15 protein-coding genes are annotated in these 14,025 nt (G+C 69.8%); 11 read left to right on the forward strand and 4 right to left on the reverse strand.

Going from position 1 to position 14,025, the window contains the following annotated elements; translation table 11 throughout:
* Window positions 1–11: 11 nt before the first annotated feature.
* From LRH25_RS16160 to LRH25_RS16170, 3 genes are all read right to left on the reverse strand, one after another.
* The gene (locus LRH25_RS16160; protein ID WP_141287994.1) at window positions 12–407 is read right to left on the reverse strand and encodes a DUF1398 domain-containing protein; all 396 of its coding nucleotides are present in this window, start codon (window positions 405–407) and stop codon (window positions 12–14) included.
* Window positions 408–442: 35 nt separating this feature from the next.
* Window positions 443–919, reverse strand: coding sequence for a MarR family winged helix-turn-helix transcriptional regulator (locus LRH25_RS16165; RefSeq protein WP_141287993.1), 477 nt, complete (start codon window positions 917–919; stop codon window positions 443–445).
* 82 nt (window positions 920–1,001) lie between these two features.
* On the reverse strand, window positions 1,002–1,847 hold the full coding sequence (locus LRH25_RS16170; RefSeq protein WP_231011640.1) for an IclR family transcriptional regulator: 846 nt from the start codon (window positions 1,845–1,847) through the stop codon (window positions 1,002–1,004).
* Window positions 1,848–1,951: 104 nt separating this feature from the next.
* Here LRH25_RS16170 and LRH25_RS16175 point away from each other — a divergent pair, with 104 nt between their 5' ends.
* The 11 genes from LRH25_RS16175 (at window position 1,952) to fahA (ending at window position 12,921) form a co-directional block, all read left to right on the forward strand.
* A complete protein-coding gene (locus tag LRH25_RS16175; protein ID WP_231011642.1) occupies window positions 1,952–2,947 on the forward strand; it encodes a tripartite tricarboxylate transporter substrate binding protein in 996 nt (331 codons plus the stop codon).
* 16 nt (window positions 2,948–2,963) lie between these two features.
* Entirely contained in the window at window positions 2,964–4,472 is a 1,509-nt protein-coding gene (locus tag LRH25_RS16180) for a class I adenylate-forming enzyme family protein (protein ID WP_141289186.1), read from the forward strand.
* Window positions 4,473–4,482: 10 nt separating this feature from the next.
* The gene (locus LRH25_RS16185) at window positions 4,483–5,286 is read left to right on the forward strand and encodes a citryl-CoA lyase (RefSeq protein ID WP_141289188.1); all 804 of its coding nucleotides are present in this window, start codon (window positions 4,483–4,485) and stop codon (window positions 5,284–5,286) included.
* Between the two features lie 136 nt (window positions 5,287–5,422).
* Window positions 5,423–6,100 (forward strand): TetR/AcrR family transcriptional regulator, encoded by a 678-nt coding sequence (locus tag LRH25_RS16190; RefSeq protein WP_141289192.1) that lies wholly within the window; start codon window positions 5,423–5,425, stop codon window positions 6,098–6,100.
* A 97-nt stretch (window positions 6,101–6,197) separates the two neighbouring features.
* Window positions 6,198–7,169, forward strand: a complete 972-nt coding sequence (locus LRH25_RS16195; RefSeq protein ID WP_231011644.1) for an ABC transporter substrate-binding protein — start codon at window positions 6,198–6,200, stop codon at window positions 7,167–7,169.
* Window positions 7,170–7,260: 91 nt separating this feature from the next.
* The gene (locus LRH25_RS16200) at window positions 7,261–8,001 is read left to right on the forward strand and encodes an ABC transporter ATP-binding protein (protein WP_231011785.1); all 741 of its coding nucleotides are present in this window, start codon (window positions 7,261–7,263) and stop codon (window positions 7,999–8,001) included.
* The gene (locus tag LRH25_RS16205) at window positions 7,994–8,746 is read left to right on the forward strand and encodes an ABC transporter permease (RefSeq protein ID WP_231011645.1); all 753 of its coding nucleotides are present in this window, start codon (window positions 7,994–7,996) and stop codon (window positions 8,744–8,746) included. The genes LRH25_RS16200 and LRH25_RS16205 overlap by 8 nt, the downstream gene beginning before the upstream one ends.
* Window positions 8,743–9,501: an ABC transporter permease gene (locus tag LRH25_RS16210; protein ID WP_141290226.1), complete on the forward strand. Its 759-nt coding sequence runs from the start codon at window positions 8,743–8,745 to the stop codon at window positions 9,499–9,501. The genes LRH25_RS16205 and LRH25_RS16210 overlap by 4 nt, the downstream gene beginning before the upstream one ends.
* A gap of 35 nt (window positions 9,502–9,536) precedes the next feature.
* Window positions 9,537–10,343, forward strand: coding sequence for a cyclase family protein (locus LRH25_RS16215; RefSeq protein WP_141290225.1), 807 nt, complete (start codon window positions 9,537–9,539; stop codon window positions 10,341–10,343).
* Between the two features lie 127 nt (window positions 10,344–10,470).
* Window positions 10,471–11,553 carry a porin gene (locus LRH25_RS16220; protein ID WP_170201056.1) on the forward strand — a complete coding sequence of 361 codons (1,083 nt, stop codon included), beginning with the start codon at window positions 10,471–10,473 and terminating at the stop codon, window positions 11,551–11,553.
* Between the two features lie 60 nt (window positions 11,554–11,613).
* Window positions 11,614–12,921: a fumarylacetoacetase gene (gene fahA / locus LRH25_RS16225; RefSeq protein WP_231011646.1), complete on the forward strand. Its 1,308-nt coding sequence runs from the start codon at window positions 11,614–11,616 to the stop codon at window positions 12,919–12,921.
* 15 nt (window positions 12,922–12,936) lie between these two features.
* On the opposite strand, the gene LRH25_RS16230 is transcribed toward fahA, so the two are convergent.
* Window positions 12,937–13,962, reverse strand: a complete 1,026-nt coding sequence (locus tag LRH25_RS16230; RefSeq protein ID WP_231011647.1) for an alpha/beta hydrolase — start codon at window positions 13,960–13,962, stop codon at window positions 12,937–12,939.
* Window positions 13,963–14,025: the final 63 nt, after the last annotated feature.

The raw sequence follows: 14,025 nt of genomic DNA on the forward strand, positions 1-14,025 counted from the left end.
GCGCGTCCCCTTCAGTCCGGGAAACGCTCCACATGCGTTTCCCCTCTTCGGCCAAAGTAGGTGACGTGGCGCCCCGCGATCCAGACGGTGTAGCCGGTACAGCCCGCGCGCTGCGAAAGCAACTTGAACTCGGGGTACATCACCCGGCCCTGCTGCGCACCCAGGATGGCCGCGCGCACCGCATCGCCATCGAAGGTGTCGGCAATTGCCTCCTGCGGCCGCTCGAAGCCGAGGTCCAGGGAGGCACCGTCGTGCAGGTGGTAGGTGCTGCGGCCCGCGCGGTAGTCGACATGGTAGGACTCGACCTGGACGCTCGAGAGTCGCGCGATCACTTCGCCGAAGTGGATGCGGCCCTGGTTCGATGCCTCGAACGTGGCCTGTATGGCAGCTTGGGTGTGTTCGTTCACGGCGGGTTCCTTCCTTGGCTGGAGTGCCTGATCCGTCAGGCGACAGGGATGTCCTTGAGCTGGTGCTGCTGCACCAGGGCTTGCATGGCCGCCATCAAGTCCAGGCGATCCTTTGGGCTGAGGTGGCCAAAGAAGTGTTCGTCATTGGCGTCGGCCAGCGCGGCCAGCTGGGGCACCAGTGCTTTGCCCGCGCGCGTCAGCACCAGCGATTGCTCCCGAGCGCTTCCGCCGACCAACTGCCGTTCCGCCAGGCCTTTCTCCTCAAGCCGCGAGACCACCTTGGACGCAGCGCCCTTGGTCATGCCCAGGGACCGAATCAGTTCGGCATGGCGGGTCTCGCTGCGCGACCACAGGGTGCGCAGCGCCACCCATTCGGTGACGCTGACGCCCTTTGCTTCCAGCAACTGCTGGAAGCGCGTGGACACGTGGTTGGACACGAAACGCAGCCAGAAACCCAGATGGGCTGCAAGCGGTGATGGCGAGGCTGCGGGTGTGCTGGTTCTGGGCTTCATTTGGTTTCCATGGAAACTTCAGCGCAATATAGTTTCCTTGGAAACACATGTCAACCAATTGGAATGCCTGGCCTTTGCGCCGTTACAGCCCCTTCGGGACCAATTCCGCCAGCGCCTCACGCATCCACTTCACGATCTGCTGCTGCCTGTCTTTCTGCATGCGTGCCACCGTGCTGGCCACGCTGATGCCCGCCAATGGCGCGCCGCGCGTGTCGCGCACCGCCATGCCCACGGCCAGGATGTTGCGCGCGGCGTGGTTGCCGATCAGCGACCAGCCGCGTTCGCGGGTGGCGCGCACCAGCAGTTGCATGCGCTCGGGCGTCATGCCGCCGTAGGTGGGCAGCTGCGGCGCGTTGGCGGCGAGGATGGGGGCCACGTCCGCGTCCGGCAGCGCAGCCAGCAAGGCCAGGCCGGCGGCGCCCACGCCCAGCGGCTGGCGCGAGCCGACCTCGATCACCAGGATCTGCACCGGGTGCGTGCCGACCTGGCGGGCAATGCAGTGCGAGGTCGGGCCTTCGCGCACGATGGCAAACGCCGCGTCGCCGCTCGCAGCGCTGATCTTCGCCAGCACCGGCTGCAGCCTGGCGGCAATGCCGGACGGGCCGGGCGGCTGGCGCTGCACGCCCGCAAGCCGCGGCCCCGCGACCAGGCGGAAGCGGCCCTGGCGGGCCAGGTGGCCGCTGTCCAGCAAGGTGCCCAGCAGCCGGTGAACCGTGGCACGCTCCAGGCCGGCGGCGCGGCAGAGGTCCACCACGCGCAGCCCCTCGGGCGGCGCTTCCAGCACCAGGTCCATCAGCTGCAGGCCGCGGCGCAGCGTGCGCACGCCGCTGTCCTCGGGCGGCACGGCCGGCGATGGGCCGGGCGCCGGGCGGGTGTTGGAAGAAACGTCCGCAGAGTGGACGTTTGAATTCGCAGCGCGGGCAGGCATGTCGAAGAATTGGCGTGTTGGAGCTTGAGCGGTGCAGTGTGCCGCGGCGCCGGCAAGGTGGCACGCCGGGCAGGCAGGCCGCCTCCAAGAACAGGAGACAAGCCATGACTTCCGTGATCCTCAAGCCGCGCCGCCGCTGCTTGTTCGCCGCCGCCGCGCTGGTGTTGGGCGGGCTCGCCGCACCGGCAGCGCAAGCCCAGGCCGCCGCGTGGCCGACCAAGCCGATCCGCCTGGTCGTCGGCTACGCCGCCGGTGGCGCCACCGACGTGGTGGCGCGCCTGGTGGCCGGCAAGCTGGGCGAGCGCCTGGGCCAGTCGGTGATGGTGGACAACCGCACCGGCGCGAACAGCAACATCGGCGCCGAAGCCGTGGCCCACGCGCCGGCCGACGGCTACACGCTCTACGTCTACACCGTGGCCAACACGGTCAACGCATCGCTGTACGAGAAGCTGGGCTACGACCCGCTGAAGGACTTCGAGCCCATCGGCCTGATCGCCCGCGTGCCCAACGTGCTGGTGGTCAACCCGGCGCTGCCGGCGAAGAACGTGGCCGAGTTCGTGAAGCTGGCGCAGGCGCCCGCAGGCCTGAGCTTCGCATCGTCCGGCAGCGGCTCCACCATCCACCTCTCGGGCGAGCTGTTCAAGGTGGTTGCCAAGGCCAACCTGCTGCACGTGCCTTACCGCGGCAGCGCGCCGGCGCTGACCGACCTGATGGGCGGCCAGGTGCAGGCCATGTTCGACAACACGCCCTCGGTGCTGCCGCATGTGAAGGCCGGCAAGCTGCGCGCGCTAGCCATCACCAGCGCGCAACGCTCGCCGCTGCTGCCGGACGTGCCCACGCTGGCCGAGTCCGGCTTCCCCGGCTTCGACGTGCAGTCCTGGTTCAGCCTGGCCGCCCCCGCTGGCACGCCGCGCGCCGTCATCACCCGGCTCAACAGCGAGCTGAACAAGGTGCTGGCCGAGCCGGACATCGCCCAACGCCTGCGCGACATGGCCGCCACGCCCGAGCCCGGCACGCCCGCGCAGTTGCAGCAGTTGATCACCTCCGAAGCCAAGCGCTGGCGCGAGGTCATCAAGCAGGCCGGCATCAAACCAGACTGAGCAGGACAAGCCCTTCATGCACCCGATCGACTTCTTCTGGCGCGCCGCCGACCGCTGGCCCGAGCGCATCGCCATCGACGCACCTGAAGGCCTGCTGCGTTACGACACGCTGGCCGCGCATGTCAGCGCACTGGCCGCGGCCTTCATCGCGCTGGACCCCACGCCGCAGAGCCGCGTGGGCATCTGCGCGGCCAACAGCACGGCCCACATCGTCGCGCTGCTGGCGGTGCTGGCCAGCGGCAAGGTGTGGGTGCCGCTGAACGTGAAGAGCACCGCGCCCGAGATTCGCCGCCTGGTGGACGCGACCGAACCCACGCTGCTGGTGGCCGACGCCGACGGCATGGCGCTGCTGGGCGAGGCGCCGGGCACGCGCATCCATTGCGAAACGGGCCAGGACGGCCTGGACATCGCCTCGCTGGCCGCGCAGCACGCTGGCGCGCCGCGGCCTGTGATCGACCTGCCGCTGGAGGCCACGCAGGCCATCAAGTTCACCGGCGGCACCACCGGCGCGCCCAAGGGCGTGATGCAACCCTACCGCGCCTGGCTGGCCAACATTGCCAACCAGGTCCAGGCTTGGGGCTTCGACGAACACGAGCGCTACGTGCTGGCCGCGCCCATCACGCACGGCACCTCCACCTACCTGCTGCCCATCCTGGCGCAGGGCGGCTGCCATGTGGTGCTGGCCAGTGGCGGCGCCGAGGCCGTGCGCCAGGCCTTCAGGACCCGCGGCGGCACCGCCTGCTTCATGCCGCCCACCTTGATCTACATGCTGATGGCGCTGCCCGGCGCCTCGCGGGCCGACTTCCCACGCTTGCGTCGCCTGATCTACGGCGGCGCGGCCATGCCGCCCGAGAAGATCCGCGCGGTGCGCGCCTTCTTCGGCCCGGTGCTGGGCACCACCTACGGCCAGACCGAGGCGCCGCAAATCCTCACCGTGATGCGGCCCGAGGATTTCGAGGAAGAGGCCAACTGGGCCTCGGTCGGCCGCACCACCTGGTTCAGCGACGTGGCCATCATGGCGCCGACCGGCGAGCTGCTGCCGCGCGGCGAGGTCGGCGAAGTCGTGGCCCGCGGTGACCTGCTGATGAGCGGCTACTGGCGTCTGCCTGAGAAGACTGCTGAAACCCTGGTCGACGGTTGGCTGCACACCGGCGACCGAGGATTGATCGACGCCCGCGGATTCCTGTACCTCAAGGACAGGCTGAAGGACCTGGTCATCACCGGCGGCTTCAACGTCTACCCGGTGGACGTGGAAAACGCGCTGGGCCAGCACCCGGCGGTGCACGAATGCGCGGTGTTCGGCGTGCCGGACGACAAGTGGGGCGAAGCCGTGCAGGCGGCAGTGCAACTGCGGCCTGGTCAGCATGCGGCCGAGGCCGAACTGATCGCCTTCGTGCGCGAGCGCCTGGGGCCGGTGCACACGCCCAAGCGCATCCACTTCCACGCCAGCCTGCCGCGCTCGCCCGTCGGCAAGGTGCTGAAGGCGGCCGTGCGCGAACTCGCGCTGGCCTCGTACTCCCACTGAAGGCCTTGCAATGACCGTCTCCACCAAAGCCAAGGCACCGCCCACCACCCGCCTGTGCCGCCACACGCTGACCAGCCTGCACTACGGCGGCGCCAACCTGGTCGACGACCTGATGGGCCAGAAGACCTTCACCGAGGTGCTGCTGATGCAGATCCTTGGCCGCACGCCGCGCCCGGTCGACATGCGCATCGCCGACGTGGTACTCATCGTGCTGATGGAACACGGCCTCACGCCAAGCGCCATTGCCACCCGGCTGGTCTACATGAGCGCGCCTGAGAACCTGCAGGGTGCCGTGGCCGCGGGCCTGATGGCCGTGGGCAGCAGCTTCGTCGGCACGATGGAAAACTGCTCGCGCCTGCTGGACCGCCTGCAGGCCGCGGCCGACCCGCAAGGCGAAGCCCTGGCCATCGCCCGCGAACACCAGGCCCGCAAACAGCCCGTGCCTGGCTTCGGCCACCACCTGCACAAGCCGGTGGACCCGCGCGCCTACAAGCTGCTGGACCTGGCCCGCGCCGAGCCTGAGCTGCCCGGCGACTACCTGCGCGCCCTCGAAACCCTGTCCCGCGCGGTCGACACGGCAGCTGGCAAACCCATCACGATTAACGCCACCGGCGCCGTCGCCGCGCTGCTCGGCGAGATCGGCGTGCCCACCGAAGTCATGCGCGGCTTCGCCGTCATGTCGCGCGCCGCCGGGCTCGTCGCCCACGTCGTCGAGGAACAGCAAAGACCGTCGGGGCGCTTCATCTGGGAGACGGTGGAGGCCACCATCTCGTTCGACGCCGATCCGGTGGCCTTAGAGCCTGAGCAGCTGTGAACTGAGAGGGGCCGGCAGCGCCGGCGGGGGTAATCCAGGGTTTGTACGGTCGTACAAAATTCTTGTACGGGTGTACAAACTCGACATGGCGCGGCTTGTCGCGCCTGTCGATTTCCGGATCACCATGCCTGCCGAGATGCCTTCGACCTTTCCCCAGCGGCGCCTGCCCGAGTCGCGCAAAGCCAGCCAAGGCGATGCCCAGCCGAACCGGCAGCGCGCCATCTTGCTGGCCGCTGAGAAGCTGTTTGCGCTGCGTGGTTACCACGCGGTGTCGATCCGCGAGATTGCCGCCGAAGCCGGCGTGCCGCTGGCCCTGGTGGGCTATTACTACGGCGCCAAGCAGGACCTCTATTACGCGATCTTCGAGTCCTGGCAGGGCACCATCGACACCCGGCTCGCGCAGTTGCGAGCGGCCACCCAGCCCCCGATTGCCGACGATGCGCTGGAGCGACTGATCGCGTCCTTCATCGGGCCGGTGGTGGCCCTGCATGGCAGCCCCGAGGGCCAGTACTACGCCCTGATGGCCGCGCGTGAACTGGCGCTGCCCACTGCCGAGTCCGACAAGGCGCAGCGCGAGTTCTTCGACCCGCTGGCCCATGCCTACCTCGACGCGCTGCAGGTCCTGTTTCCCGGCAGCAGCCGCGGCCAGGTGGCCTGGTGTTACCAGTTCATGCTCGGCGCGCTGCTGCACTTCCTTTCCGACACGCGCGTGGCGCGCCTGTCCAAAGGCGAGAACCAGCCCGCCGACCCGGCGGCCACCCCGCATTTGCTGCGCTTTGTCACCGCCGGCTTCCGTGCCGTGTTGGTGACCTGAGCGTCCCCTTCCGCCTTCCCCTGCGCCGCGCGCTTCGAAGCTGGGTCAGCCCCCGGCTGGCGCAGCCATGACCTGACGAAACGACCCGGAGACCCGCATGCGATCACCTTTCTTGCTCCGCCGCCGCGATGCCTTGCGCCGTGGCATGGCCGCCGCCGCCTCGCTGGCCGCGCCGCCGATGGCTTCACGTGCCGGCACCAACGCCAGCATCAGCCTGGGCTATTCCGCCGTGTCCGATTTCGCCACCGTCTTCGTGGGCGTGGACGAGGGCTTCTTCGCCCGGCGCGGCCTGGAGATGGAACTGCGCTTCATTCCGCTGAACCCCACGATCGTGCCGGCGGTGCAGTCGGCCTCGCTGCAGATCGGGGGCGTCACACCCACGGGTTTCCTGCAGTCGGTGGACGCCGGCCTGAACCACGTGGTGCTGGCCGGTGGCGGCGTGCTCTCCAAGACCTACACCGAGCTGGGCCTGGTGGCCAAGGCCGGCACCAACATCCGCGGCGCGTCGGACTGCGTGGGCAAGCGCATTGGCGTGCCGGGACTGGGCGCGCTGCTGCATGTGACCTTCCGCGCCTGGCTGAAGTCCCTGGGCGTGGACGCGGCCAAGGTCAGCTTCGTCGAGGCGCCGTTCCCGCAGCACGCCGACCTGCTGCGCGGCGGCGCGATCGATGCCGTGGTGACCGGTGGGCCCTTCATGGCGCGCATCCTGGAAAGCGGGGTCGGCCATGTGGCCGCTTACTACATGACGTTCCTGCCCTCCGGCTATCCGACCGTGGTGCACGTGGCGCGCCGCGACTGGGTTCAGCAGAACCAGGCCGCGGTGAAGGCCTTTCGCGAGGGGCTGGGCGAGGCGGCGGCCTTCATGCTCAGGCCGTCCAACGAAGAGAAGGTGCGGGCGTCGTTGGGCAAGTACCTCAAGCTGCCGGAGCCGGTCGCGACCAAGATGCAGATCTCCCCGCCCGGGCCCATTGTCACGCCCGCGCAACTTCGCTGGTGGGGCGCGCTGATGCAGGACCAGGGCCTGCTCAAGGGCCAGATCGCCTATGACAACCTGATCCTGAAGGCTTGAGGCCACCATGTCTGCCGTTCCTGTCATCGAGCTGCGCCATGCGGCCCAGGCCCAACCCCGCGAGACCCTGCTGCGCTTCGACCGCGTGGCCATGCACTTCGGTGCGCGGGTCATCCTGTCTCCCACCAGCCTGGACATCGCGCGGGGCGAGTTCGTCTGCATCGTCGGCCCTTCGGGTTGCGGCAAGACCACCTTGCTGCGCACTGCCGCCGGTTTCGAGACGCCCTCCAGCGGCACGGTGATGCGGGGCGGGCAACGCGTTGCGGGCCCGTCCCGCGAAGTGGCGTTTGTGTTCCAGGACTATGGGCGCGCGCTGCTGCCGTGGCGCACCGTGGCGGGCAACATCAGCCTGGCCCTGGAGGCGGCCGGGGTGGCCCCGGCCGACCGGGCCGCCCGCATTGAGCGTGTGCTCACCACGGTGGGGCTGGCGGCGCATGCCGCCAAGTTCCCGGCGCAGCTCTCGGGGGGCATGCAGCAGCGGGTGCAGATCGCGCGTTGCCTGGCGCAGGAGCCCGAGCTGATCATGATGGACGAGCCCTTCGGAGCGCTGGACGCGATGACGCGCGAGAGCCTTCAGGACGAACTCGCCCGCCTGGTGCGCGAACGAGGCCTGACGGTGCTCTTCGTCACCCATGACCTGGAGGAGGCTCTGTACCTGGGCGACCGCGTGGTCGCCTTGCGCGCCAACCCCACGCCCGAGCGTCCCAGTCTGGCGCGGGTGATCGACGTCCAACTGCCGCGGCCCCGCGACCAACTCGGCACCAAGGAACTGCCCGAGTTCCTGCGCCTGCGCCGCGAGCTCTATGGCTTCCTGGGGCACAGCCATGACTGATCGCTGGCAGGGCCCGGTGCTGCCGACGGTGCTGCTGGCCGGCCTGGAGGTCTTCGCCCGCACGGCCGGGCAGCACAGCGATGCCTTGGCGCCGCCCAGCGCGGCGCTGCGGGCGCTGATGGGCGCGGTGGCCGACGGCAGCCTGCTGGCCGCCACCGGTTTCACGCTGGGCAGCGCTGCGCTGGGGCTGCTGGTGGGGGGGCTGGCCGGGCTGGCCTTGGGCACCGTGCTTGGCCTGTGGCGGCAGGCGGCGAGCGTGAGCTTCCTGACCATCGAAGTGCTGCGGCCCATCCCGTCGGTGGCCTTGATTCCGCTGGCCATGCTGATCTTCGGCTTCGGCGTGACGATGGAAACCAGCGTGGTGGCCTTCGCCACCGTCTGGCCGGTGTTGGTGCTGGCCCAGGCTGCGGTGCGGCAGATCGAGCCGCGGCTGCTCGAGGTGAGCGCAGCGCTGCAGCTCAAGCCCCGCGACCGGTTCCTGAAGATCGTGCTGCCGGCCGTGCTGCCGCGCCTGTTCGTGGCCTTGCGCCTGGGAGTGGCCATTGCGCTGATGGTGGCTGTCACGGTGGAGATCGCGGCCAACCCGTACGGCATCGGCTACGCGCTGATGCTGTCCCAGCAAAGCCTGAATCCGGCGCTGATGCTGGCCTGGCTGTTGTGGATCGGTGCGCTCGGCCTGGGCATCAACGCGGCGGCGGGCGCGCTGCAGCAGGGCCTGGCCCGCCGCATGGGAGCTTGGCCATGAAACTCGACTTGCGTCACACGGCCGGCTCGGTGGCCCTGCTGGCCGCGATGCTGGGGCTGTGGTGGCTGGCCAGCCACCTGGGCTGGATGAACCGGGCCTTCCTGCCCACGCCCGAAGCCGCCTTTGGCGCGCTGGGCGATGGGTTCACCGGGGGCTCGCTGGGCAGCGACACGCTGGCCACGGTGGGGCGAATGCTGCTGGGCTGGGGCCTGGCCTCGCTGTGCGGCGTGGTGCTGGGGGCGCTGATCGGCAGCTCCGAGGCCGCCCGCCGCTGGCTGCAGCCGACGCTGGAGTTCATGCGGCCCCTGCCTGCTTCGGCGCTGATGCCGCTGGCGATTGCGCTGTTCGGCCTGTCAGCCGGCATGGTGCTCGCGGTGGTGGCCTTCGGTGCGATGTGGCCCGTGCTGCTGGCCACGGTGCACGGCTTCGGCGCGTTGCATGGGCGACTGCGCGAGGTCGGCCGCGCGCTGCAGCTCTCCCGCCGGGCCTTCGTGGCCCAGGTGGGACTGCCCCATGCCATGCCGGACATCCTGGCGGGCATGCGCCTGTCGATGACGATTTCGCTGATCGTGTCGGTGGTAGGCGAGATGCTGGCCTCCCAACCCGGGCTGGGCCAGGCCATCTTGCTGGCCGCCCGGTCGTACCAGGCCAGCGAGCTGTTTGCCGGCGTGATGCTGCTGGGCGGCATCGGTTTCGCCAGCAATGCCGCGCTCGCGGCCGCCGAGGCCCACCTGCTGCGCTGGCAGCGCCGTTGAGCCTTCTCCTGTTTCCACCTTTCGAGGACCTGCCTGTGACACGCCGCTTTGTCGACCTCTCGATCTACCTCGAAAACGAGGTGGCCTCCGACCCGCCGGGCCTGGAGCCCCGCATCACCTACTTCACCCACGCGCACAGCTACGAGCAGATCGAGCCGTTCTTCCCCGGCCTGCGGCGCGAGGACCTGCCCGATGGCGAAGGCTGGGCGGTGGAACTGGTGCAGCTCTCCACCCACAACGGCACCCATCTCGACGCGCCCTATCACTTCCACAGCAGCATGGACGCTGCGCTGGGCGAGCGCCGCAAGTCCACCACCATCGACGACGTGCCGCTGGCGTGGTGTTTCCAGCCGGCGGTGAAGCTGGACTTCCGTCACTTCGCCGATGGCTACGTGGTGACGGCCGCCGATGTGGCAGCGGAGCTGGACCGCATCGGCCACCGCCTCAAGCCCTTGGAGATCGTGCTGATCAACACGCGGGCCGGCGAGCGCTATGGCCATCCCGACTATGTCTCGGCCGGTTGCGGCATGGGCTACGAGGCCACGATGTACCTGCTGGAGCGGGGCATCCGGCTGACCGGCACCGACGCCTGGAGCTGGGACGCGCCGTTTGTGCACACCGCCAAGAAATACCGCGAGACGCAGGACGCCAGCCTGATCTGGGAGGGCCACAAGGCGGGGCGTGACATCGGCTACAGCCACCTCGAGAAGCTGCACAACCTGGAGTCGCTGCCCAGCGACGGCTTCCATGTCTCCTGCTTCCCGCACAAGGTGCGTGGCGCTTCGGCCGGGTGGACCCGTGCCGTGGCCATCTTCGACGAGGCCTTGATGGCCGCCGGCTGAACCTCGGCGGCGCCTCGCCGCCGGCCCCGTTCCTTCATTCCCGCCCTGCGGTGGCCTTGGGGCCGCCGCACGGCATCGTTCGCCCTGGATTTCCAACCCACCGACAACGACCCCACGAGGAGACATGATGAACCAGTGCCTTTTGCACAGCTCCCTCACCGCTTGCCTGACCCTGGCCGCCGGCACCACCTGTGCCCAATCGAACGTCACCCTTTACGGCGTGATGGACGCCGGCCTCTACCAGAAGCAGCTGGCCGGCGGCAGCCGCGACCGGCAGGTGGAGAGCAACCTGATGGAGACCTCGCAGCTCGGTTTCCGTGGCACCGAAGACCTGGGCGGCGGATGGCGCGGCCTGTTCGACCTCAGCACCTTCTTCCGGCCTGACCTGGGCGCCGCCACGCGCGGCATTCCGGGCGAGACCTTCTGGAGCAAGAGCGCCCTGGTCGGCGTGGCCGGGGACTGGGGCACGCTCAGGCTGGGCCGCATGTCCACGCCGGGCTTCCTGAACATGATCCGCTTCAACCCGTTCGGCGCATCGTCGTCCTTGAGTCCCACCTTCCTGCAGACCTATGTGGGCAGCCCCACGCAGCCCATGACCACCGGCAGCGGCGCCACCGACTCCGGCTGGAACGGCTCGGTGGCCTACACCTCGCCCAGGCTGGCCGGCCTGGTGGCGGCGCTGCAGGTCACCGACAACAAGAGCAATGGCGGGCGTCGCATCGGGGGCAGCCTGAGCTACAGCGCAGGTGATCTTGCGGCCACCCTCTCGGTGGAGCATGTGCAGGACGCCGCGCTCACCTTCCCGTTGTGGGATACCGCGCTGGCCGGTGCCGTGCCGCCCTACACCGCCCACGACCTGAAGACCTGGAACCTGGGGGCTTCCTACGACTTTGGCGTCGTCAAGCTGTTCGGCCAGGCGATCGACACCCGCATGGCCGGCCTGCGCGCCGGGCGGTCGCAGGACATCGAGTTGAAGACCTACCAGCTCGGCCTCTCCGCGCCGATGGGCAGCGGCCGCTGGCTGCTGTCGTCGGCCCGCACCGGCATGCAGCGCGCCGGGGCCCAGGACCTGCACCGCACCACCACCAGCCTGGGTTATGGCCACGACCTGTCCAAGCGCACCGACCTGTACGCCGTGGTGATGGACGACCGGATGACCGAGCTCAGCAGCGGCACCGGCTTCGCGCTGGGCATCCGCCACCGCTTCTGACCTGCCTGTGCCTGCAGCCGCCCAGGCCCTTCGGCCTTGTGCTTTCTGGAACACCTCGCCATGACCTTGAATGCCACACACGATGCCCGCCTGCGCAGCTGGGTGGACGCCGCCAACCTGCCCGGGACCGACTTCCCGATCCAGAACCTGCCACATGGCGTGTTCCGCCGTGCCGGCAGCGCCGAGGCCTTTCGCGGCGGCGTGGCCATTGGCGACCAGATCCTCGACATGCGGCAGGCGCTCGCCGCCGAGGTCTTTCCAGCCGGCCTGCGGGCCGCGGCCGAGGCCGCCGCGCAGCCCACGCTCAACGCGCTGATGGCCCTGGGGCCGGCGGCCTGGTCCGCGCTGCGGGCAGGCCTCTCGGCGGTGCTTCGCGAAGGCGCGCCCGAGGCCGGCCGGCTGGCCGGCTGCCTGGTGCCGCAGGCCCAGGCCGAGCATGCGGTGCCGGCGGCCATTGGCGACTACACGGACTTCTTCACCTCGCGGGCCCACATGCTGAACATGGGCCGCATGTTCCAGCCGACCCAGCCGGCCCTGCCGCAATTCAGCTGGCTGCCCATTGGCTACCACGGGCGATCCTCGTCCATCGAGGTCAGTGGCGCGGGCCTGCCGCGTCCCTGGGGACAGTACCGCCGGCCGGGCCAGGCCGAGCCGGTCTTCGCGCCCACGTGCAAGCTGGACTACGAGCTGGAACTGGGGGCCTATGTGGGGCCCGGCAACGAACGCGGCCAGCCGGTGCCGCTTGCCGAGGCCGAGTCCCACCTGTTCGGCGTCTGCCTGCTCAATGACTGGTCGGCCCGTGACGTGCAGGGCTGGGAGTCCCTGCCGCTGGGCCCGTTCCTGGCCAAGAACTTCCTCACCACTGTGTCGCCCTGGATCGTCACGCTGGAGGCCCTGGCGCCGTTCCGCTGCCCCTTGGCGCGAGAGGCCGGCGACCCGCCCGGCGGGCCCAACCTGGCCGAAGGCGGGGGCGCCTCGCGCTCCGGCCTCGACCTGACACTGGAAGTCTGGCTGGCCACGGCCGCCAGCCAGGGGCAGGCCTTCCGCATCAGCCACAGCAGTTCGCGGCATGCCCACTGGGGCCTGGCGCAGATGCTGGCGCACCACACCGAAAACGGCTGCAACCTGCGGCCCGGCGACCTGCTGGGCACCGGCACCCAGTCCGGCCCGCGCCAGGGCGAGCAGGGCTGCCTGATGGAGCTGGGCCACAACGGCCAGCGGCCGGTGGCCCTGGGCAACGGCGAAACCCGCACGACGCTGGAAGACGGCGACACCGTGATCCTGCGCGCCTGGGGCGTGCGCGAGGGCTTTGCCAGGATCGGCTTCGGCGATTGCCGCGGCACGGTGCTGCCTGCGCGCGAACGCTGAACCGCCGCCTGCGGCTCAGCGCAGGCCAGCCCTCAGCACTTCACCCGCCTGGTGCAGCGCGGCGCGGGTCGCCGGCACGTCGGCCAGCACGTTCAGCAGGCCGAAGTCGTGGATCATGCCGTTGTAGCGGGTGACGACGGTGGGCACGCCCGCGGCGTCGAGCTTGCGGCCGTAGGCTTCGCCTTCGTCGCGCAGCACGTCCTTCTCGGCGGTGATGACCAGCGCGGGCGGCAGGCCCTTCAGCTGCTCGGTCGTGGCCAGCAGCGGCGAGGCGTGGATGTCCTGGCGTTGCTTGGCGTCGCTGGTGTAGGCGTCCCAGAACCACTTCATCATCGGCCGGGTCAGGAAGTGGCCGGCCTCGAATTCGTCGTAGGAGGCGTTCTCGAAGCTGGCGTTGGTCACCGGCCAGAACAGCACCTGGGCGCGCAGCGCGGGGCCATGCTGTTCCTTGGCCATCAACGCGGTGACGGCCGCCATGTTGCCGCCCACGCTGTTGCCCACCACCGCCAGGCGCTGGCCGTCCACGCCGATCTCGGCGCCGTGCTCGGCCACCCACTTGGTTGCGCCATAGATCTGCTGGATGGCCACCGGATAGCGCGCCTCGGGCGAGGGCGTGTAGTTGACGAACACCGCGACCGCGCCGGAGTCGGCCACCAGGTCGCGCACGAAGCGCTCGTGGGTGGGGAAGTCGCCCAAAATCCAGCCGCCGCCGTGCACGAAGATGAAGGCTGGCAGCACGCCCTTGGCGCCCGCGGGCCGCACGATGTGGAGCTTCAGCGGCTGGCCGTTCACCTGGATGGTCTTCTCGCTCACGTCGGCCGGCGGCAGCTTGGCGCCAGCTTGCGCACCGACCAGCACCTGGCGCGCATCGGCCGGGCTCAGCGTTTCCAGCGGCTGGCCGCCGCCCTTGGCCAGGGCCTCCAGGAAGGCCTGGGTCTGGTGCTCCACGCCGGGGCTGCCGGCGGCAGTGGCGGAGCCGACCGTGATGCCGAGTGCGAGGGCGGCGGCGGCAGAAGCGATCAGGGTGCGAACGGAGGTCATGGCAGTTCCTTTGGGCTGACGGTTGAGGGTTGGCGCCGCGCTGTGGTCCAGAAAGGGCTTCAG

The sequence above is a fragment of the Ideonella azotifigens genome (assembly GCF_021043325.1).
Lineage (GTDB): Bacteria > Pseudomonadota > Gammaproteobacteria > Burkholderiales > Burkholderiaceae_C > Ideonella > Ideonella azotifigens.